The sequence below is a fragment of the Thermosyntropha tengcongensis genome (genome assembly GCF_055381335.1).
Genome location: NZ_AP042437.1, coordinates 1,299,920 through 1,321,595, shown reverse-complemented (window position 1 = coordinate 1,321,595; position 21,676 = coordinate 1,299,920). Strand labels below are relative to the sequence as shown.

The 21,676-nt window shown below is 42.9% G+C and carries 19 protein-coding genes; 15 read left to right on the top strand and 4 right to left on the bottom strand.

The annotated features are described in order from the left end of the window. Positions 1–49: 49 nt before the first annotated feature. The 12 genes from ACZ42E_RS06270 (at position 50) to ACZ42E_RS06215 (ending at position 15,242) form a co-directional block, all read left to right on the top strand. Complete coding sequence (locus ACZ42E_RS06270) at positions 50–1,969, top strand: AMP-dependent synthetase/ligase (RefSeq protein WP_464891500.1); 1,920 nt, start codon at positions 50–52, stop codon at positions 1,967–1,969. A 184-nt stretch (positions 1,970–2,153) separates the two neighbouring features. Next, complete coding sequence (locus ACZ42E_RS06265; protein WP_464891499.1) at positions 2,154–3,005, top strand: phosphate ABC transporter substrate-binding protein; 852 nt, start codon at positions 2,154–2,156, stop codon at positions 3,003–3,005. Positions 3,006–3,338: 333 nt separating this feature from the next. Next, a complete protein-coding gene (pstC, locus tag ACZ42E_RS06260) occupies positions 3,339–4,202 on the top strand; it encodes a phosphate ABC transporter permease subunit PstC (RefSeq protein ID WP_464893498.1) in 864 nt (287 codons plus the stop codon). Beyond that, positions 4,189–5,025: a phosphate ABC transporter permease PstA gene (gene pstA, locus ACZ42E_RS06255; RefSeq protein ID WP_464891498.1), complete on the top strand. Its 837-nt coding sequence runs from the start codon at positions 4,189–4,191 to the stop codon at positions 5,023–5,025. The genes pstC and pstA overlap by 14 nt, the downstream gene beginning before the upstream one ends. Before the next feature lie 13 nt (positions 5,026–5,038). Further along, the gene (gene pstB / locus ACZ42E_RS06250; protein ID WP_464891497.1) at positions 5,039–5,797 is read left to right on the top strand and encodes a phosphate ABC transporter ATP-binding protein PstB; all 759 of its coding nucleotides are present in this window, start codon (positions 5,039–5,041) and stop codon (positions 5,795–5,797) included. Positions 5,798–5,814: 17 nt separating this feature from the next. Next, positions 5,815–6,498 carry a phosphate signaling complex protein PhoU gene (phoU, locus tag ACZ42E_RS06245; RefSeq protein WP_464893497.1) on the top strand — a complete coding sequence of 228 codons (684 nt, stop codon included), beginning with the start codon at positions 5,815–5,817 and terminating at the stop codon, positions 6,496–6,498. A 183-nt stretch (positions 6,499–6,681) separates the two neighbouring features. After that, the gene (locus ACZ42E_RS06240) at positions 6,682–6,972 is read left to right on the top strand and encodes a cell division protein ZapA (protein ID WP_464891496.1); all 291 of its coding nucleotides are present in this window, start codon (positions 6,682–6,684) and stop codon (positions 6,970–6,972) included. Beyond that, the gene (gene polX, locus ACZ42E_RS06235; protein ID WP_464891495.1) at positions 6,965–8,638 is read left to right on the top strand and encodes a DNA polymerase/3'-5' exonuclease PolX; all 1,674 of its coding nucleotides are present in this window, start codon (positions 6,965–6,967) and stop codon (positions 8,636–8,638) included. The genes ACZ42E_RS06240 and polX overlap by 8 nt, the downstream gene beginning before the upstream one ends. An 81-nt stretch (positions 8,639–8,719) precedes the next feature. Next, positions 8,720–9,388, top strand: a complete 669-nt coding sequence (locus ACZ42E_RS06230) for a DUF421 domain-containing protein (protein ID WP_464891494.1) — start codon at positions 8,720–8,722, stop codon at positions 9,386–9,388. A gap of 37 nt (positions 9,389–9,425) precedes the next feature. Beyond that, the gene (locus ACZ42E_RS06225) at positions 9,426–10,394 is read left to right on the top strand and encodes an NGG1p interacting factor NIF3 (protein WP_464891493.1); all 969 of its coding nucleotides are present in this window, start codon (positions 9,426–9,428) and stop codon (positions 10,392–10,394) included. A gap of 20 nt (positions 10,395–10,414) precedes the next feature. Next, entirely contained in the window at positions 10,415–12,898 is a 2,484-nt protein-coding gene (locus tag ACZ42E_RS06220) for a U32 family peptidase (RefSeq protein ID WP_464891492.1), read from the top strand. A 1-nt stretch (position 12,899) separates the two neighbouring features. Further along, positions 12,900–15,242, top strand: a complete 2,343-nt coding sequence (locus tag ACZ42E_RS06215; RefSeq protein ID WP_464891491.1) for an endonuclease MutS2 — start codon at positions 12,900–12,902, stop codon at positions 15,240–15,242. Between the two features lie 24 nt (positions 15,243–15,266). Here ACZ42E_RS06215 and ACZ42E_RS06210 read toward each other — a convergent pair whose 3' ends face one another. Beyond that, the gene (locus tag ACZ42E_RS06210; protein WP_464891490.1) at positions 15,267–17,660 is read right to left on the bottom strand and encodes a transglycosylase domain-containing protein; all 2,394 of its coding nucleotides are present in this window, start codon (positions 17,658–17,660) and stop codon (positions 15,267–15,269) included. 166 nt (positions 17,661–17,826) lie between these two features. On the opposite strand from ACZ42E_RS06210, the gene tyrS reads away from it, so the two are divergent. After that, positions 17,827–19,041, top strand: coding sequence for a tyrosine--tRNA ligase (tyrS, locus tag ACZ42E_RS06205; protein WP_464891489.1), 1,215 nt, complete (start codon positions 17,827–17,829; stop codon positions 19,039–19,041). A 39-nt stretch (positions 19,042–19,080) separates the two neighbouring features. Here the strand turns inward: tyrS and ACZ42E_RS06200 are convergent, their stop codons facing one another. The 3 genes from ACZ42E_RS06200 to flgG all read right to left on the bottom strand — a co-directional run bounded on the left by ACZ42E_RS06200 (position 19,081) and on the right by flgG (position 20,614). Beyond that, the gene (locus tag ACZ42E_RS06200; protein WP_464891488.1) at positions 19,081–19,332 is read right to left on the bottom strand and encodes a hypothetical protein; all 252 of its coding nucleotides are present in this window, start codon (positions 19,330–19,332) and stop codon (positions 19,081–19,083) included. 127 nt (positions 19,333–19,459) lie between these two features. Beyond that, complete coding sequence (locus ACZ42E_RS06195; protein WP_464891487.1) at positions 19,460–19,807, bottom strand: rod-binding protein; 348 nt, start codon at positions 19,805–19,807, stop codon at positions 19,460–19,462. A 21-nt stretch (positions 19,808–19,828) separates the two neighbouring features. After that, positions 19,829–20,614: a flagellar basal-body rod protein FlgG gene (flgG, locus tag ACZ42E_RS06190; protein WP_464891486.1), complete on the bottom strand. Its 786-nt coding sequence runs from the start codon at positions 20,612–20,614 to the stop codon at positions 19,829–19,831. 246 nt (positions 20,615–20,860) lie between these two features. Here flgG and ACZ42E_RS06185 point away from each other — a divergent pair, with 246 nt between their 5' ends. Together ACZ42E_RS06185 and nrdR are read left to right on the top strand one after the other, a co-directional pair. Further along, positions 20,861–21,151, top strand: a complete 291-nt coding sequence (locus ACZ42E_RS06185; RefSeq protein ID WP_464891485.1) for a YlmC/YmxH family sporulation protein — start codon at positions 20,861–20,863, stop codon at positions 21,149–21,151. A gap of 69 nt (positions 21,152–21,220) precedes the next feature. Then, positions 21,221–21,673: a transcriptional regulator NrdR gene (nrdR, locus tag ACZ42E_RS06180; protein WP_464891484.1), complete on the top strand. Its 453-nt coding sequence runs from the start codon at positions 21,221–21,223 to the stop codon at positions 21,671–21,673. Positions 21,674–21,676 lie beyond the last annotated feature (3 nt).

Below are 21,676 nucleotides of genomic sequence, written 5' to 3'. Positions count from 1 at the left end.
AATATTATTTATGATAAAATATAATTAAAATGCTGCAGGGGGGAGATATATGGTAAAAAGAGAACATATGAGGGTTTGTACAGTTCCCCAGATGTTTAATGAATCGGTTATAAAATATGGGGAGCGAAGGTGCCAGTGGTTTAAGACAGGCCCCAGTACTACTTCTTCACTTACCTATTCGGAAGTGGGCATGATAGTTCGTGATATTGCCGGTGGACTTCTGGCTTTAGGCATGCAAAAAGGTGACCGGGCAGCGATAATGTCTGCCAACTGTCCCCAGTGGCTGTGGGCAGATTTTGCTATTTTATGCAGCGGAGGGGTTACGGTTACTATTTATCCCACGCTTTCTCCCGGGGAGATGAAATTTATTGTTAATAATTCAGGTTCCCGCTTCCTTTTTATAAGGGATGAAGCTACCCTGGAAAAAGTAGTCCAGGTTCTTGATGAAATGCCGGTTCTGGAAAAGGTTATAGTTATGGAGGATAATGTGAAGCTTCCTCCGGATAACAAATTCATGTATCTTGGTGTTTTAAAAGAAATAGGCATGAGGTATCTTCACAAACATCCCTATGCCTATGAAAAGGCCTGGCATGATATAAAGGTATGGGATCCGGCTACTATAATATATACTTCCGGGACTACCGGCCAGCCTAAAGGGGCGGTACATACCCACCAGACTATAATGACAGCCATTCAGGCCGATAACAATAATTTTGCCCATGCCGGCTATATGATTGATGAAAATGATGTCAACCTTTCTTTCCTGCCTTTATCTCATTCCTATGAAAGACAGTGCGGACAGATGGTTTCTATAAATGCCGGCTGTACTATTGCCTATGCCGAGAAACCGCAGACGATAATGACTGACCTGCAGATTTTCAAACCTACCTGGTTTTGCTGCGTGCCCCGCATTTTTGAAAGGATATATATGGCCATAAGGGACGCAGCCAGCAGTACTCCGGAAGGGAAAGCAGCCTTTGAAAAAGCGGTAAATATAGGACTTAAGGTCGTGGAAGCCCGTATGGATGAAAATGGCTGTGTTGATATGGGGTTTGATGTAGATTTACTGGAAGGGCTTCCGGAAGAGCTCAAAGAAGAATACAGATGGGCTGACCAGGCGGTTTTCAGCAAGGTAAGGCAGCTTTTGGGAGGCAATTTCCGCATTGCTTTTTCGGCTTCTGCAGCTCTCTCCCCTGAACTCTGCAAGCTTTATATGGCAATGGGGATAAGGATATGTGAAGGTTATGGGCTTACGGAAACTATGAATGCCATTAATTTCAACAGCTTGCGCGCTGTTATGCCTGGTTCAGTCGGGCCTACCCTTTATTTCAGCGAAGAAAAAATCGCGGAGGATGGGGAATTGCTGGTAAGAGGCGGCACTGTATTCCTGGGCTATTATAAAAATCCTGAAGCTACTGCTGAAGCTTTTACAGAAGACGGCTTTTTCAAGACTGGCGATATAGCAGTAAAACTCCCCAACGGGTATTATAAGATTGTCGACCGCAAAAAGAGCATAATAGTGCTGGATACCGGCAAAAATGTGGCCAGAGCCAAGGTGGAAAGCAAATTTGCCACTGCCCGCTATATTGAGCAGATATGTGTGCTGGGAGATGACCGCAAATTTATAAGTGCCATTGTAGTTCCCAAGTTTGACTATATAATGAGCCTGCTTAAAGCCAGGGGAATAGAATTTGACCAGTCGCAGATTGTATATGAAGGGGAAGGGGCAGAAAGGATATGTGTCAAAGTGGGAGATGATTTTGTAAATCATGAAGAAGTGAGAAAGCTTATTGAGCAAGATATTGCGGAAGCTAATAAGGAACTGGAGGATTATGAACGGATTAAGAAATTCCATATTTCTAACCGGCGGTTCCTGGAAAGCCTGGAAGAGCTTACTCCCACTTTAAAGACCAAGCATCGTAATATAATTAAAAACTTCAGCAAAGAGATTGAGGAGATGTATAGCTGATAAAAAAGGCTAAAAACCCTGTTTTAGGCTCGAAGCTTAAAATAGGGTTTTAGTTTTTTTAAGATGTTTACAGATATTTTACATTATAAAAAGACAAAATTTAGAAAGAATAGATTTTAGGTTTACATGGGTAAGTTATCTTTAGTTACAGATGAGATTTAAAATTTTTTTGGGAGGTAAGAAAGTGAGAGGAAAAAAATTAATCAGTCTGGTAGTCTTAAGTATGCTGCTCTTTACCACTCTTGTTTTAGGTGGATGTGGAAAGAAGCAGCAGGAAGAAAAAGCTGCCGAGGAAGGAGAAAAGCTTACAGGTACCATAACTATTGCTGGTTCCACTTCGGTGCAGCCTTTTAGCGAAGTGCTGGCTGAAAAATTTATGCAGGATAATCCCGGCGTACAGATTAATGTACAGGGTGGCGGTTCCAGCCAGGGTATAACGGCTGCTGCTACAGGAGCTGCTGACATCGGTTCCAGTTCCCGTGAACTGAAAGAGGAAGAAAAAGGACAGGGCCTTGTGGAAACTGTTATTGCTTATGACGGTATTGCCATTATCGTAAACCCGGCCAATAAAATTGATAATTTGACTAAAGAACAGATAAAAAATATTTACCTTGGCAATATAACCAACTGGAAAGAAGTAGGAGGGGACGATGCTCCTATCACTGTGGTATGCCGGGAAGCAGGCTCTGGAACCAGAGGGGCTTTTGAAGAAATAGTTATGGAAAAGCAGGATATTTCCAATAAGGTTATTATCCAGAATTCTACTGGAGCAGTAGCTTCAGCAGTAGCGGGAGATAAAAATGCGATAGGGTTTGTTTCCCTGCATGCACTCGATGATAAGGTAAAAGCTGTTAAAGTGGATGGAGTAGAGGCTAATGCTGAAAATGTAAAGAATGGCAGCTACAAGATTTCAAGGCCGTTTATCTACCTTACCAAGGGCGAACCGACTGGTGTAGTAAAAGCTTTCATCGACTTTGTTTTAAGCGCTGAAGGGCAAAAGATTATGCAGGATGAAGGAGCAGTGCCTTTAAAATAATATAGCTTAATGATATCTATGGGCATAGACAGATGCTGTGACCCTAGGTTCCCTATGCTAGGAGACTGCACCTTAAGGTGCAGCTCTAAAGCCAGTTGCTGGTTTTTGAAACCTGCCTCATATCGTATAGGATGTGGGGCAGGTTTTACATTGGGTTTACAATAAAACAACATTTTATTAAAGTTGTAATTTATATCGCTTTACAGTGGCATATTAAGATTAGTCTAGAATAGAGCAGAGGCTGGTGAGAGAGTGACCAATTATACTATTGCGAAAAGTGTTAAAGATGGGTTAACAAATGTTTCTTCAGGTGAGGATTTGGGGAAAACCCGCATGGCCAGGAATAAAGAGCTGTGGGTAGAAAAAATTTTAGCCTTGAGTGCAAGTATATTTATTCTGGCCATTCTGCTTATAACCATATTTATTTTTGTAAAAGGCATACCCCTGATTGCCAGGACAGGAGTTGCTGATTTTATCTTAAATACCGAATGGAATCCGATGAAGAATAAATTCGGCATCGGCACCATGTTCGTAGGTTCTCTGGCGGTTACTTTGGGAGCGCTTTTGTGGGCAGTTCCTCTAGGCCTTATTACCGCTATTTTTATGGCAGAAATAGCGCCTTTAAGGGTGCGAAATGTCCTGGGGAGTTTTATAGAGCTCCTGGCTGGTATACCTTCCGTAGTTTACGGTTTTTTTGGGCTGATTGTGGTAGTGCCTTTTATAAGGGATAACCTGGGCGGAAGCGGGTTGAGTATCCTGGCAGGAGCCATTATTCTGGGGATTATGATCCTGCCGACCATAATAAATATATCGCGTGATGCCATCCTGGCGGTTCCTGAGGAATACAAGATTAACTCCCTTGCTTTGGGGGCCACTCATTACCAGAGTATATGGAGGATTATTGTACCTTCAGCCCGTTCCGGGATAATTACGGCAGTAGTTCTGGGGATGGGAAGGGCAATTGGGGAAACGATGGCGGTGGTTATGGTGACCGGGAATGCCACCATTATTCCGGAAAGCATATTATCACCGGTAAGAACGATGACCAGCAACATAGTCCTGGAAATGGGATATGCCGCAGGCGATCATCAGGCAGCATTGTTTGCTACCGGAACTGTACTTTTTGTTTTTATTGTACTCCTAAATATTATAGTCAGTATTTCAGCAAAGGCAGGTATTAATAATGCAAACCGTTAATTATAAGGAAAAGATGATGACTTTGCTATTCTGGCTGGCAGCTTTTATTATTACAGCCATACTGGCAGTTATTATTGGTTATATTATTTTCCGGGGGATTTCTTCGGTAAACTTCGATTTTATTTTTACTCCCCCAGCCAGAGCCGGCAAGGAAGGCGGAATTTCTACCACTATTATAAGCACCCTTTATCTGGTTTTAGGATCGCTTCTTCTTGCAGTACCTATAGGGGTTGCCAGTGCAGTTTATCTTGAAGAATATGCCAGGAAAAACAGCCGGTTTGCCTATCTGGTAAATTTGACTGCCGAAACGCTGGCTGGTATTCCGTCTATTGTATTTGGACTGTTCGGTTTTGTATTTTTTGTGATTTTTTTGGGCTGGGGATGGTCGATATTGTCTGGTTCCATGACGATGGCCATCATGATACTTCCGACTATCACCAGGACTTCTCAGGAAGCGATTCTGGCAGTTCCCCGTGAATACAGGGAAAACAGCCTGGCTTTAGGGGCTGGCAAGTGGCAGACGATAAGAAAGATTGTGCTTCCTTCTGCTCTTCCAGGTATAGCTACCGGTATTATCCTCTCCGTAGGAAGAGCGGTAGGTGAAACAGCAGCCCTTCTTTTAACAGCCGGGAGTTCTCTGGGAATGCCTATGGGGATAACGGATCCTGCGCGTACCATGGCAGTGCATCTTTATATTCTGGCTATGGAGGGAATATCTTTAGAAAGGGCTTTTGGCACCGCATTTGTTATCATTGTTCTTATATTAATAATAAACTATGCAGCTCATTATGGTATGAGACGTTTGTCTCCACTTAACAGATAGAGGTGAAGAGATTATGAATAATATAAAAATAAGCAGCAGGGATTTGAAGGTTTTTTACGGCAGCTTTCAGGCCCTTTATGATATCAATATGGATATAGAAAGCAATAAGGTAACCGCTCTTATTGGCCCTTCCGGCTGTGGAAAATCTACTTTTCTGCGCAGTATCAACCGTCTTAATGAGCTGATTGATGGGGTAAGGATAGAAGGCCAGATATATATTGATGAAAAGCCTATTTATGATAAGGATGTAGATGTGGTGGCCCTGCGCAAAAAGGTAGGGATGGTTTTTCAAAAGCCTTCTGCTTTTCCTATGTCCATCTATGAAAATGTAGCTTATGGGCCCCGCATTCATGGAATAAAAGACAAAAGGGTTCTGGATGAAATTGTGGAAAAAAGCCTTAAGGCAGCCAATCTGTGGAATGAAGTAAAAGACAGGCTTAAATCTCCAGCGACCGGCTTATCAGGGGGGCAGCAGCAAAGGCTGGTTATTGCCCGGGTGCTGGCAGTTAATCCTGAGATTATACTTATGGATGAACCGGCTTCGGCTTTGGATCCCATTTCAACTGCCAAGCTGGAAGAATTGATAGCTGAACTCCGCAGCAACTATACTATTGTCATCGTTACCCATAATATGCAGCAGGCTGCCAGGGTTTCCGATTATACCGGGTTTTTCTTAAACGGCAGGCTTGTTGAATATAACCGTACAGATGAGCTTTTTGTAAATCCCCGGGATAAGAGGACGGAAGATTATATAACCGGAAGGTTTGGCTAAAAAGGAGGAGTTGCTTGATGGTAATTGATAACCTGCAGAATGAGCTGGAAAAGTTAAAAGAAGAAATTTTGAAAATGGGAAGGCTTCTGGAGGAACAGGTATATAAATCCGTAAAATCACTGGTGGAAAAGAATCTGGATTTGGCCAATGAGGTTATTGCCCATGATGATCTTATTGACAAAATGGAATTTGATATTGAAAAGAAAGCTTTGGGCCTGATTGCGTTAAAGCAGCCTATGGCTAAAGATTTGCGGCTTATAGCTACAATTTTGCGCATGATAATTGATATGGAAAGAATGGCTGACCATGCAGAAGATATAGCCGGAATTACCATTAAGCTTTATGAACAGCCTTATATAAAAAGGCTTATCGATATTCCGCGCATGGCGGAGATTGGAAGGGATATGATAAGCATTGCTCTTGATGCTTTTATATATGAAAATATCGAAAAGGCTATGAGCCTTATTCCCATGGAAGAACAGATGGATGCCCTTTATGACCAGATTTTCAGGGAACTTCTTTCCTATATGATGCAGGATCCCAGGACTATTACCCAGGCTACGGAGCTTCTTTTGGTGGCGGGGCATCTGGAAAGGATAGGGGATCATGCAACCAATATTGGAGAAATGGTGGTTTATATCGTAGAAGGACGCCGGGTAGACTTTAACGAACTGGCCAGAAAAAAAAAAGCTGGCAGGTAACTGGATAACCAGCTTGTATCGATCAGCATGATGGATAAAAATCCTTTATGCTGATTTTTTATTTTATGTCAGCTGTTTTATTTTTTAATTCTGACATCTCAGCTTTTGCCTTGGTAATACAGGAAGGAAAAGATATAATGGTTATAGAATAAACCGCTTATGTAAAATGGGGAGGCATTTGTTTTGGATAAAGATAGGAAAACGGTCAATAAGGTGAATGTGGAGATTTTTGGGGAAAACTATGTGGTAAAAGGGGAAGAAAGCCCGGAATATATAGAAATGCTGGCTGCCTATATCGATAAACGCATGAAGCTTATCCAGCAGCGCAATCCCCATCTTTCTACTGCCAAAATTGCCGTTCTTACTGCCCTTAATCTGGCTGATGAGCTTAATAAGCTGCAGGATGACTATGACAAGCTTTTGAAGATGGTAGAAGAAGAAAGAAAAAACAGGATGGGAGAAAAGAATGACTAACAGGCAGATAGCTGATATTTTAAACCGTATAGCTGATATACTGCTTATAAAGGATGAAAATCCTTTTAAGATAAAAGCTTACCGGAATGCAGCCCAGGCTATATATTATCTGGATGAAGATGTACGGGTACTTTATGAGAAAGGGAAACTGGAAGAGATACCTGGAGTAGGCAAGGCAGTGAAGGAAAAGATAGAGGAGATGCTGAATACCGGACGGCTTGACTATTATGAAAACCTTCTTCTTCAAATTCCTCCCGGAGTGCTTAATATGCTGGCTATACCAGGCATAGGGCACAAAACGGTGAAACTTATCTACGAGAAGACGGGAATTGATAATATCGATGACCTTTTAAAAGCGGCAGAAGAAGGTAGATTAAGGGAGATTCCGGGAATAGGGGAAAAAACAGAAGTTAATATAAAAAAAGGCATAGAGATGCTAAAACAGAACAGCGGCAAGGTTAATCTGGGGATAGCTTTGCCCCTGGCGGAAAAGTTTCGTGATTTTCTGCTTGCAGATAAAAGGATTTTTGATGCTTCCATAGCAGGAAGCCTGCGCCGGGGAAAACCGCTGGTAAGTGACATAGATATACTGGTAGCAGCTGACGATTATCTGGCTGTACATGAAAAAGCGGAAAAATTCCCGGAAATAAAGGAAATTACCAGGAAAGACCAGGAAAATGTAAAAGGAAAGCTTGTCTATGACATAGATTTTGAAATTATAATTGTTCCTCCCGCAGATTACTACCATACTCTGGTATGGACAACCGGGTCTAAATCCCACCGGAAAGTTTTGTTTTCCGGAATAGACCGGAAGGAACTAAGAGGCCTTACCTCGGAGGAAGAAGTGTATGCCCGGTTAGGTATACAGTATATTCCTCCGGAATTGAGAGAAAACCGCGGCGAGATAGAAAAAGCCCGCCTTTATGAACTGCCTTCTCTGGTTGAAACTGGGGATATAAAAGGTGATCTGCATGTTCATTCTGACTGGAGCGATGGTGGGCACGATATTATGGAAATGGTCAGCAAGGCAAGAGAAAGGGGTTATAGCTATATAGCAATAACTGACCACTCCCGCTCCCTCCCTATAAGCGGTGGATTAAGCGTAGAGCGCCTTTTGGCCCAGGGAAAGGTTATAGATGAGATAAACAAAAGCCTTGATGGTTTTAAAGTTTTAAAAGGGATTGAAGTTGATATACTTAAGGATGGCACTCTGGATTACAGTGATGATATACTGGAAAAGCTGGATATAGTAGTGGCTTCCATACATTCCAGCTTCAAGCTCGGCAAGGAAGAGCAGACGGAAAGGATTATAAAGGCCATAAAGAGCAACAGGGTTAATATAATAGGCCATTTGACAGGCAGGCTTTTAAACAGAAGAAACGGCTATGAACTGGATATCGACCGCATACTGGAAGCAGCGGCTATGCATAATGTAGCTTTGGAGATAAATTCCCATCCGGAAAGGCTGGACATTGATGAGGAAATTGCCTTAAAGGCCAGGGAATATGGGGTAAAGATAGCTATAAGCAGTGATGCGCACCATAAGGAAGATTTAGAACTCATCCGCTACGGAGTTATTAATGCCAGAAGGGGATGGCTTACCCCTGATGAGGTAATAAATACCTGGCCTTATGACAGGCTGCGCTCTTTTCTGCAAAGAGATTAGAAGAACCCGGTTTTTACGCATAAGCAGCTGTCACCTGGCACAATAATAAGGAGTAGGATATAAAACAGGTGGTAAGCTGATGTGCTGGATTTTGTTTTGAAAGCTGTGGTTATGTATTTTATGGCTCTCATAATGATCAGGCTTTTGGGTAAAAGGGCTTTGGGAGAACTGGGCCCTTTTGATTTTGTAGTTATGACAGGCGTAGGACATACCGTAGTATCGGTAGCCCTGGACAAGAGCATTCCCTTTTATGAAGGAGTGGTAATACTTTTTACTCTGGCCCTCCTCGAATATCTGGTAGGTTATGCAGCCCTTAAAAACCAGAAGCTGGCTCACATTATAACCGGAAAACCGGTTATATTGATTGATAACGGCAGGATTATAAAGGAAAATCTGCGCCGGGAAAAGTTTAATATCGATGACCTTATGCAGGAACTTCGCAAACAGGGCATAAAGAACATAGATGAGGTGGAAAAAGGAATACTTGAACCCTGCGGAGGCTTTAGCGTGCTTTTGAAAGATGATGATGAACCGGTAAGCAGGCGCGATTTGGGAATAAAAGAAGCTAAACGGCGTGATATACCTACTTTTAGCGAGCTTTCGCGCGCGGAACTTTTTGCCCTGCTCAACAAGGAAGAGGAGGAAGTGGTACCGGAAGTAAGGATTACCGAGGTTTTGGATAAAATTTTTCTCAAACTGGAAACTATAGAAAAGAGGATTAATCTAATAGAGGATAAAATAGAAGGATGAATAAATTAAGAATAGTTAAATGATGGGAGGGTATGAAATGAAGCTTCGCCAAATATATGAACTGGCTGTTGAGATGGGGAAAAAGTATGATGTAAGGGGAAATTACCTTTATAAGATACTGGAGGCCAAAGAGAAGGAATATGAAAAATTGAACGACGAAGAAAAAGAATTTTATGATAAAGAAAATCTGGTTAACCCTTTCAGCGATACCCGTATTCTGGTGGGAACCGGGGAGGAGGAAGTCAAGACTGTCCTGTGCGGTATAGATATGGAAATCGGTGAAATACTCCTTGCTGAGCGGCTGCGCGAAAAAGGCCATAAAATAGACCTGGTCATGGCACATCATCCGGAAGGTATTGCCTATGCTGCTTTGCATGATGTAATGCATATGCAGGAAGATATGCTGGAAAGATTTGGGGTACCCATCAATGTAGCCCAGGGTATAATGGCAAGCCGTATTTCTGAGGTGGAAAGAAATATTATGCCGGTTAACCACCAGCGGGCAGTGGATGCTGCCAGGCTTTTGGATTTGCCTTTTATATGCGTCCATTCTCCTGCGGATAACCTGGTCAATAACTATCTTGATGAGCTTTTTAACACCAAAAAGCCTGATACAGTAGGCGATATAGTGGATATTCTGCTTGAAATACCCGAATACAGGAAAGCCCGGGAATTAAAAGCTGGTCCCCGGATTATCGTGGGCGACAAAAAGAGAAGGTGCGGTCGGATTTTTGTCAAGATGACCGGGGGAACCTCAGGCTCGGTGGAAGCTTATGGCAAGCTGGCACAGGCTGGGGTAGGCACCATAATATGCATGCACATGCCCGATAAACACAGGCAGGCTGCCAAGGAAAACCACATTAATGTGGTTATTGCCGGACATATGGCAAGCGATTCTCTGGGTATGAATCTTTTCCTGGATGAACTGGAGAAAGAGGGGGTAAATATTATACCTTGTTCCGGGCTTATAAGGGTTAAACGTTTTTTGGAAAATGAACTGCATTGATTAGGAGGAAGATAAATATAATGGAACTTTTGGCCCCGGCAGGAAATTTTCAAGCTTTGATAGCCGGAATAGAAAACGGTGCTGATGCTGTATATTTGGGAGGCAAAGATTTTAACGCCCGCAGGGGAGCTGAAAATTTTACCGAAGAGGAGATAAAGGAAGCGGTTTATTATGCCCATATACGGGACAGGAAGGTTTATGTGACTATAAATACCTTGCTGGCTGATGATGAATTTGAGCCGGCTCTGGATTATCTTTTCCGTCTTTACCGTTCAGGCATAGATGCGGTTATTGTACAGGATTTGGGTTTTATGCAGGCTGTCCGCAAGGTGCTTCCAGATATGCGCATCCATGCCAGTACCCAGATGACTGTCCATAATGAAGAGGGGGCTCTTTTCTTGTATAATGAAGGGGTTAAAAGGGTGGTGCTGGCTAGGGAAATGTCTTTAGAGGAGATAGAAAAGGTGGGCAGGACAGTTCCCGATCTGGAACTGGAAGTTTTTGTACACGGGGCTCTTTGTTATTCTTATTCCGGACAGTGCCTTTTTAGCAGCATGGTAGGGGGCAGAAGCGGCAACCGGGGAAGATGTGCACAGCCCTGCCGCTTGGGTTATAAGCTTTACGGGAGAAAGAATCAAGCCCCTTTGGCTTTAGATAAGGGACAGTATATATTAAGCCCTGCTGATATAGCCCTTATAGATTTTCTGCCTGAGCTGGAAAAAGCGGGAGTAAAATCCTTAAAAATCGAAGGGCGCATGAAAAGGCCGGAATATGTGGCGGTAGTTACCAGAAACTATCGGCGGATGCTTGATATTTTGGAAGAAAAGAAAGATTATGCGGTAGATGAAGAGGCAAAAAGAGAACTTTTAAAGATATTTAACCGTAATTTTTCCCATGGATATTTTTTTGGGGTGGAAGATAAGATTTTAAGCCCCATGCGCCCCAATAACCGGGGAGTAAGCGTGGGAAGGGTTTTAAGCCAGGACAAGGATTTTAATACGAAAATAAAGCTTACGGATGAAGTTAATCTGGGAGATGGCCTGGAGATTTGGGTAAATAAGGGAAAAAACCCGGCGTTTATTGTGAAGGAAATGAGGATTGATGGGAAGAAAGTAGTTTCGGCAGGCAAAGGGGATATTATAACATTAAAAGTTGATGGGCGGGTAGCTCCTTATGACCGGGTTTTCAAGACTCATGACGAAAAGCTTATTGCTTCAGCCATCTCTACTATCAGGGATAATAACTTTAAGATGGGGCTTTTAGCCCGGGTTTATCTGGAAGAAGGCAAACCTCTGGTTTTGGAGTTTATAGATGAGAGAGGAAACCGGGCTTTGGCTAAAAGCGATATGCCTCTTGTAAAAGCGGAAAAACAGGGGCTTGATGGCGAGACATTGAGGGAGAAGATAGGAAGGCTGGGCAATACTCCTTTTTATCTCAAAGATTTGGAAGTGATGGGGCCTGAAAATCATCTTATGCTTCCTTTCAGTGAGCTTAATGCTACTCGCCGCCGGGCCTGTGAAGAGCTTTATAAAGTTTACAGCTTTGGCTATGAGCGTATAAAAGAAGAGGAATATAATGAAAATAAAAGGGCCTATTTGACCAGAAAATCTGGAAAAACGGCAGTTAGCCGGAAAAAAGGGATGCCCAGGCTTTGTATAACCGTAAGCGGTATTAAAGAAGCATATGCAGCCAAAGAAGCGGGGGCTGACCGGGTTTATGTAGCGGTAGAAAAACTGCTGAAGCCGGGGCAGCCTTTTAAAACCGAAAAGATTAACAGGTTGTTTTTAAATCTTAAAGAGGAATATAAGGGGATTATTCCCTCTCTTCCCCGCATTCAGAAACCGGGCGAATTCAGGAATGAATTCCTTGAAGGGATAGAGGAAGTCCTGGTTGGCAATATGGGAAGCATGAAGTGGTGTCTTGAGAGAGGTATAAAGACCAGGGTTGATTACAGCCTTAATGTTTTTAACAGCTATTCCATGGAGTACCTCCTGTCTAAAGGGGTTATAGGGGTTACTCTGTCGCCGGAACTGAGTTTTAAGGAGCTTATGGATTTTGACTATTTAGACAGGGCAGAACTTTTGGTGCATGGCGAGCTTATTTTGATGGTTTCTGAATACTGCAGTTTCCCTTATCTTTTGGGAGGAGACCGCAAAAAGTGCGATCGCTTTTGCCTGCAGGATGAATATTATATAAAAGATGCCAAAGGATATGAATTCCCGGTTTATACTGATGCTTTCTGCCGTTATTATGTTTTTAATTCCCGGACCCTCTGCCTTATTGAAGATTTGCCCAAAATTGCAGATTTGGGGGTAGAAGCGGTTAGGATTGAGGGGAGGCGGCTTTCTGAGGAAGAGGTGAAAAAAACAGTTGCTATATACCGTAAGGCTCTAGATATAATAAACAGCGGAGGAAATTTTGCTGGAGAAGAATATAAGGAAAAGCTGAGGGAAATAAGCCGTTCTGATTTTACTAAAAGTCATTATTATCGTGGGGTTTTGTGATATGGACAGGAAAACACTTATAAGGCTGGAATTTGACAAAATACAGGAGATGCTTGCAGGGTATACGCATTTTGAGGGAGGAAGGCGGGAAGTGCAAAATATACAGCCTTCCTCCGATTATGAACAGGTTAACATGTGGCTTGATGAGACGGAGGAGGCTATGGAATTTCTCCGTTTTCAGGAGCCTTTATTTTTGAATAATTTAAAATGGGTGGAAAGGGAGATTAATAAAGCCAAAATAAAGTATTTATTGACTCCGGATGAGCTTTATAATCTTTATCTTCTGCTGCAGGCTGCCCATAAGGCCAAAAAGTACCTGACCAATGAAAAGTATCCGCGTTTAAGCCGTTTAGCTTCCAGGATAGACGAGCTTTATTTTTTGGAAGGGGCGATAGCCAGGGCGGTAAATGAAGAAGGGGAGATAAAAGATGATGCTTCCCCTTCCCTTAAAAATATAAGACAGCAGATTAATACAGCCCGCCAGCGTATAAGGGATTATCTGCAGAATTTTGTAAGGTCTGAGCAAAATCAGCGGTTTTTGCAGGATGCCCTGATTACCGAGCGGGACGGCAGATATGTAGTGCCGGTAAAACAGGAGTACCGGCATGAAGTTAAAGGAATAGTGCATGACGAGTCGGCAAGCGGAGCTACGGTTTTTATTGAGCCTCTGGCAGTGGTAGAGCAGAATAACCGGATAAGGATGCTTCTTTTGGAAGAAAAAAGGGAAGTGGAAAGGATTCTTAAGGATCTAAGTGACAAAGCATCTTCCTGTGCTGAAGAGCTTAAGAACAATCTGGACATTTTAAGCCGGCTTGATTTTATTTTTGCCAGGGCTTATATGGCTTATAAAACTGATTCCTACAGGCCGCTTGTAAATACCAAAGGTATTGTGGAGATCGAAAAAGGGAGGCACCCCCTTCTGGGGAAAAAGGCAGTCCCTCTCAATATCCATCTGGGAAGGGATTTTGATATTCTGGTTATTACCGGGCCTAATACAGGCGGTAAAACAGTAACCTTGAAAACAGTAGGGCTGTTAACCCTTATGGCTATGTGCGGCCTTTTTATTCCTGCCAGGGAAAAAAGCCGGATTGCCCTGTTTAAGAAAATATATGTAGATATAGGTGATGAACAGAGCATTGAACAGTCGCTAAGCACTTTTTCTTCCCATATGACTAATATAATATCCATACTGCAGGATATAGATGAAAATTCCCTGGTTTTGCTGGATGAATTGGGAGCAGGCACGGATCCGGCAGAAGGTGCGGCCCTGGCCAGGGTAATCCTGGAAGAGATTTTGCGAAAAAGGGCAAAGGCTGTTGTGTCTACCCATCAAAGTGAGCTTAAAAATTTTGCCTACCAAAAGGAAAGGGTAGAAAATGCCTGTGTAGAATTCGACCCGGTTACCTTAAAGCCTACTTATGAGCTTACTATCGGAATGCCGGGGCAGAGCAACGCTTTTGAGATTGCGTCCAGGCTGGGGCTCCCTTCCTATCTGGTTGAAAGGGCGCGCAGGATGGTACCGGAAAATGAAGCTGAAATAAGCAATATGATAAAGAAGATGAAAGAGGCTAAAAACTATTACGATAATCTGGTAAAAGAACTGGAAGAAGAAAAGAAGGAATTAAAACAGATAAAGGAAAATATGGAAAAAGAAAAAGAAGCGCTGGTTAAGGAAAAGGAAGAGGTTCTGGCTAAGGCAAGAAAAGAGGCAGAGGAATATGTGCGCAGGATAAGGCGGGAAGCAGATGAAGCAGTCCAGGAATTAAAAGAGCTGTTAAGGAAAAAAGAAGAGGTTCCTAAATGGCATGAAATTGAAAGAGGCAGGCAAAAATTAAAGCAGATTGATTTGGGCAAGCTGGAACCTGCGAAAGAACCGGAAAGAAAAGAAGCTGTTAAGGTGAAAGCAGGAGATTATGTCTATATTAAAAGCCTTTCCCAAAAAGGCTATGTTTTGGAGCCGCCCAATAAAATGGGAGAAGTGGTGGTACAGGCTGGTATCATGAAGCTTACTGTCAAGGAAAAAGATATACTTCCTGTAGAGGCTCCAGAGGAAAAAGAAATGAAATTTAAGGCAGAAACTTTTTTAAAAAAGGCCCAGCATATATCAAATGAGATTGATGTAAGGGGAAAACTGGCAGAAGAAGCTCTGGAAGAAATTGAAAAATATCTGGAGGATGCCAATCTGGTAGGCTTAAGTCCGGTAAGGATTATTCACGGCAAGGGTACAGGGGCTTTGCGCAAGGCGGTAAGGGAATATCTGAAAGATCACCGGTATGTGAAAAGCTTTCGGGATGGTATGCTCAATGAAGGCGGTTTTGGGGTGACAGTAGTTGAACTCAGATAAAAAAGAGGGCACATGCCCTCTTTTTTATCTGCCGGTTAAATCATTAATCACATCTTTGACTTTACGTTTTTTGACCTGATGGTCGGGTAACGGGCAGTAAGGCAAATCCTGCCCGGGTGCCAGCACGATTTTTTGAATATATTCTGCAGGACAGCCTCCTTCCTGCAGCGGACCAGGTATATTGGCCCGGTAAAGCTTGCCTTCGTGCCGGGGATCGGTACAAATGGCAACTTCATTTTTAAATATTCCTGACAGGTTAGGATCATTATGAATATCGCATTTTTCAGCAGGTATTTTGTCAGGATCGCTGCTGCCTTCCGGTGCCCTTACCATAACTCTGAGTTCAGGATTGGGGCAATATTTGCCTGCCAGTTTGCCAGACTCAGGACATATATAAACTGCTTCATGTAAATCGCATACTTCGGTAGGTACTGCGTCTTTACGCGCATATTCGCTTATTACCTGGTTTCCCGGACAGACATCGGATGCCAGTTTGCCTGATTTAAGACATATAGACACTTTTACTATGTCAGGCGGTATAGCTTTTGGTTTTGGATTATATCCCTCATGGGCCTTGGCTAATACCTGCCGGAATATTAAAGCTGGGTAACTTCCACCATATACCCTTTGCATGGTGTGTTCTTTATCATATCCCATCCACACAGCACAGGCATAGCCAGGCGTAAACCCGCAGAACCAGGAGTCCTTGTATTCTTCAGAAGTCCCCGTTTTGCCTGCAGTCATTACCCCTGGCACCTTGGCTCTAACGCCGGTACCGGAACTTACAACCGTTTCCAGCATACTGGTCATCAGCCAGGAGGTTTGTGGAGACATGACCCTTTTGGCTGATGGTTTGTAAGTGTATATTTCAACTCCGTGTTCATCCACTATTCTGGTTATGAAGTGGGGAGGGTAATAAATTCCCCCATTGGCAATAGCTCCATAGGCAGCAGCCATCTGTACAGGGGTTACTCCTTTGGTAAGCCCTCCCAGGGCAAGCTGGGCCAGCCCCAGGTCATTGGCTCCCGGACTGTCGATAAGAGGAAGCCCTAAAGCTTTTCCAAAGTCAAAGCCGGCTCTTACTCCGATTTTATCCAGCATCTGTACAGCATAGGTATTTACTGACCACTGTACTGCGGTACGCATGGTGATAAGCCCGCGGTATTTGCCGTCATGGTTTTTGGGCGACCACATGCCGTTTGCCCCTTTAAATGAGATGGGAGAGTCATCCAGCACATAAAAAGGCATATAGCCTGCTTCCAGGGCAGGAGAATATACTGTAAGCGGCTTGATAGAAGAACCAGGCTGCCGGTAGGCGGAAGTTGCCCGGTTGAACCCGCGCCTCTGTTCATATTTTCTGCCGCCTATTATGGCTTTCACTTCCCCATTGTGGTGGTCGACAACTGCCATAGCTGACTGTATTTGTTCTCCATCAGCGCTCTGGTTGGGGAAATTGGCAGGATTAGAGTAAACCTGCTCAGCATAGCTTTGCAGTTCACTGTCCATGGTAGTGTATATCTTAAGCCCTGCTTTATATATAGCATCATTGGGGTTGTCATAAATTTTTAGCTTGCTTAATATATCAATAGCCTCTTCGGTTACTGCATCAATAAAATAGCCGTATCTGAATGCTTCATTATTAACTGATGATTTAAATACCAGAGGTTCTTCATAAGCCTCCTTGGCTGTTTGTTCATCAATATAGCCGCATTTTACCATGTTATTAAGGACAATCTTCTGGCGAGCCCTGGCGGCTTCCAGGTTTTGAAAAGGGTTGTAGTAGTTGGGGCTCTGGGGAAGACCGGCCAAAAGTGCCGATTCAGCCAGGGTAAGTTCGCTTACGTCCTTGCCGAAATAGGTATTGGCAGCTGCCTGTACGCCGTAAGCCCCGGAACCAAAGTAGATTTTATTGAGATACATGCAGAGTATTTCATCTTTACTGTATTTTGATTCGATTTTAAAAGCCAGAATAATCTCCTTAAGTTTTCTTTCCCATTTTTTTTCAAAAGAGAGAAAAGCGTTGCGAGCCAGCTGCTGGGTAATAGTACTGGCCCCCTGGCTGGTAAGGTCGCCGGAAGTAATATTTACTATCAAGGCACGTATGATTCCTTTGAAATTTACCCCGTGGTGTTCATAAAAATCTTTGTCTTCAGTGGCTATAAAAGCATTTATAAGGTCAGGCGGAATTTTGTCCAGGGTTACTTCCGTACGGTTTTCTGCAGAGTGCAGCTTGCTTATGAGGTTGCCCTGGTCGTCGTATATAAGCGTAGATTCTGCTCCCGAAAGCTGGTCAGGATCAAATACCGGCAGGTCATGGGCGGCATAGATAAAAGCCCCTGCCAGTATACCCAATCCTATCAGGCATAAAAATAGCAAACTTCTAAAAATTTTGCGCGGTGTTTTATTTGTTTTTGCCATTCTGGATTTAAGCCTCCTGAATCAAAAGTTTTGTTTGGTATGAGCTAAGCAGATTTTTTTGTGAACAACTGTGAAATATTAAGAGCAGATATAAACCTTATCTTTCTAATTATTGCATATTTCACATTTATTGTGCTATCATTTTTTTTAGTAAGGAGGTAATTTTATGGAAGAGAGTATAAAAAAGCAGGTAGAAGAACAGATGCAGCTTATATCACGCGGAGTAGCAGAAATCGTACCGGAAGAAGAACTGAAGGAAAAGATTTACAGGTCTATAAAAGAAAACCGGCCCCTGCGCGTAAAATTAGGGCTTGATCCTACGGCTCCTGACATACATCTGGGGCATACCGTAGTTTTGAATAAACTCCGCCAGTTTCAGGATTTAGGACATGAAGTGCATTTGATTATTGGGGATTTTACTGCGCGTATTGGCGATCCTTCCGGCAAGTCGGAAACCAGAAAGCAGCTTACTGAAGAACAGGTCAAGGCTAATGCGGCTACTTACCAGGAGCAGATTTTTAAGGTTTTAGACCCGCATAAGACTATTGTACACTACAACAGCGAGTGGCTTATGCCCTTGAAGCTGGCTGATGTTTTGGCTTTAGCCAGCAAATATACAGTTGCCCGCATGCTGGAAAGGGATGACTTCCATAAAAGGTATACTTCTAATCTCCCGATATCTATTCATGAATTTATGTACCCACTTATGCAGGGTTATGATTCCGTGGTTTTAAAGGTAGATGTTGAACTGGGAGGAACTGACCAGAAGTTTAATCTGCTGGTAGGAAGACATCTGCAAAAAGAATATGGCTTTGAACCCCAGGTAGCTCTCATGATGCCCATCCTGGAAGGCACAGACGGGGTGCAGAAGATGAGCAAAAGCCTGGGCAATTATGTGGGAATATATGAAGAACCATATGAAATGTTTGGCAAGCTTATGTCTATTCCTGATGAGCTTATTATAAGATATTTTGAGCTCTTAACCCGCGTGCCTATGGAAGTTATAAATACATACCGGACAGGTATGGAAAAGGGAGAGCTTAATCCGCGTGATGTTAAGATGAAACTGGCCAAAGAGATTATTACCATGTACCATAACGCAGAAGAGGCAGAAAAGGCAGAAGAAAGATTTAAGCTGGTATTTTCCAAAAGGGATATACCTGAGGATATACCGGAAGTGAAAGTAGAAGAAGATGAGATATGGCTGCCTAAATTCCTGTATGAAAATAATATGGTGCCTTCTACCAGTGAAGGCAAGCGTATGATAAGCCAGGGAGCAGTAAAAGTGGATGGGAATAAATACGAAAGCGAAAACCTGGTGGTAGACCGTTCCCTGGTAGTACAGGTAGGCAAGAGAAAGTTTGTGCGTATCCTTAAATAAAAGCAAGCGTCGGGCAGGATTGAGTCCCGACGCTTTTGCTTAATATCCCCTTTTTAAAGATTTCAGCACCTTGCCCATTTCATCCAGATGTCCTTCAAAAAAGATGGCATGCCCTTTTATATTATTAAATTCCGGAGATATGATATTTATGAAGGTAAATCCTGCATCTTCCAGCTGTTCGCGAGTCAGGCTGCGCAGGGTTTTAAGCTGGTCAGCTGTAACTTTGGGAGTTATGCAGTAGATTTCCCTTCCTTTGGAGTTATATAGAATAGTTGCCACTAAAGTGCGCATATTTTCACCTCACTGTTTATATATTTGTGCGATTTTTTATTGCAGGCCTGTGTTTTAACATTATATGTAGAAACAAAAAAATTAAAACGTAAAACGCTTTTCTTCCGTTTTACGTTTTAATCCAGTTTCAGCGTTTTTTTAGCTGTTCGTATAAAATGGCAGCCAGGCCGGTAGATTTGCTCTGGCTTATTTTTTTGGCGTATTCGTCAAATAACATGCCTTCAAAGGTATCCATGGCAAAACTGTAATCAATAAGCCCGCTGCGCGGGATGGTTGCCCGCATAGACTGCAGGACTTTGCTTAAAAAAACGCTTTCCAGTTCCTGACAGGCTGCATATAATTTTTGGTTGTCTTTTTCTTTTAGAGCTGCATTTAACTTTTGTTCAAAGCTTTTTTTGTCAGCAGATGAAGAAATATCCTTAATATAGGAAGGAGAATTTGCCTGGCTTAAGGTACCTGTCATATTTATTTTCATTTTACTTTCCCTGCCTTACTGTTATCTTCTCAGGTTGCTGGCAGTTTGCAGCATTTCATCTGATGACTGGATTACTTTGGAATTTATTTCATATGCTCTCTGGGCAGTGATGAGGTTTACCATTTCTTCTACAATCTGCACATTGGACATTTCCAGGTAACCTGCTTCCAGATAAATGGTATTATCTTCTTCAGGATCCCAGTCTATCGGATCGCCTGAGTTGGCTGTAGCTGCCAGCAGGTTGGAGCCTATCTTTTGCAGTCCAGATGGATTTGTAAATTTAACAAGTTCAATCTGGCCTGCCTCTACTGGTTCATCGCTTCCCGGCAGCATATAGGTTACTCTGCCGCTTTTGTCGATTACTATGTCATAGGCTCCTTCTTCCAGTGGTTCCACTCCTATTATTTTGTAGCCGTCCGAAGTTACCAGGTTTCCTTCCGCATCAAGCTTTAATGCCCCATTGCGGGTATAAAGCGGTTCATCTCTCCCGGGTACTTCCACCTTGAAAAATCCGGGACCTATAATGGCAACATCCAGCGGGTTATCGGTAGACTGCAAACTGCCCTGGGAAAACAGGGTGGTGATGGCTGCCGGTTTGACTCCCAGGCCTACCTGCATTCCTGCCGGCTGATTGGTATCCTCGGTAACGGCTGGCCTTTTTATAGTTTGATAAAGGAGATCCTGAAATTCTACCCGCTGTTTTTTGAAACCAGGGGTATTAACATTGGACATGTTGTGGGCAATAGTGTCTACATTGAGCTGCTGGGCATACATGCCTGTACTTGCGGTATAGAGAGACCTCATCATAAAAATTTTTCCTCCTTCAAGGATGGTTTAAGGTTCAGTGCTTCAGTCGATCAGCACTGATGTGGGCCCCTCTTTTCGAGTCCAGCCCATTTTAACAATATATATCATACTATATTATCGTTAAAAAAAGAATTTTATTTAGCATAATTTTTATCGTTTTCAATTTTGGCTTCTAAGGGGGAAACTTTCATTTCCGCTTTTCATATATTAAAAATAAACACATAAGGGAGAAGGGGGATAATCGTAATGATTAAAATTTCTGACCTTAAAGCCAGGGATGTCGTTAATGTTTTGGATGGTAGAAAATTAGGGAATATAATTGATATAGATCTGGATTTGGAAAACGGCAGGGTAACTGCTTTGATACTGCCGGGAAGGAGCCGGGGGTTAGGTATTTTCGGCCGGCGGGAAGAGCTGGTAGTACCCTGGGAAAAGATTGTCCGCATAGGAAGGGATGTTGTGCTGGTAGAGGTGCCAACTGTAGCCGAAATAGATGGACGCAGGAGGACTTATCTGCTGGATGAAGACGATTTTTAACGGGAGAGTTGAACTAAATATTTTATTCCTGCATAATAAGCTAAAGAATGTTTTAAGGGGTGGTATAGCATGCGCTGCCCTTACTGTGGTGAATATGAGAGCCGGGTAGTAGATTCCAGGGCCAGTGATGATGGGACCTGCATAAGAAGGCGAAGGGAGTGCAACTCCTGCCGGAAGAGGTTTACTACCTATGAGAGGATAGAGGAAAGGCCGCTTCTGGTTATAAAAAACGGCGGCCACCGCGAACAGTTCAATCGGGAAAAAATCCTGAACGGCATTACCAGGGCCTGTGAAAAAAGGCCGGTAAGTATGGAAGAAATTGAAAGTATAGTGGCTGATATAGAAAGAGAGCTCAGGGACAACTATGACCGGGAAGTCAGCAGCAAAGCTATTGGTGAAATGGTAATGGACAGGCTTAAAAAAGTGGATGAAGTGGCCTATGTGCGTTTTGCTTCCGTTTACCGCAAATTTACTGATTTAGACAGTTTTATAAAGACTATTGAGCAGATGAAAGAAAAGTAGAAA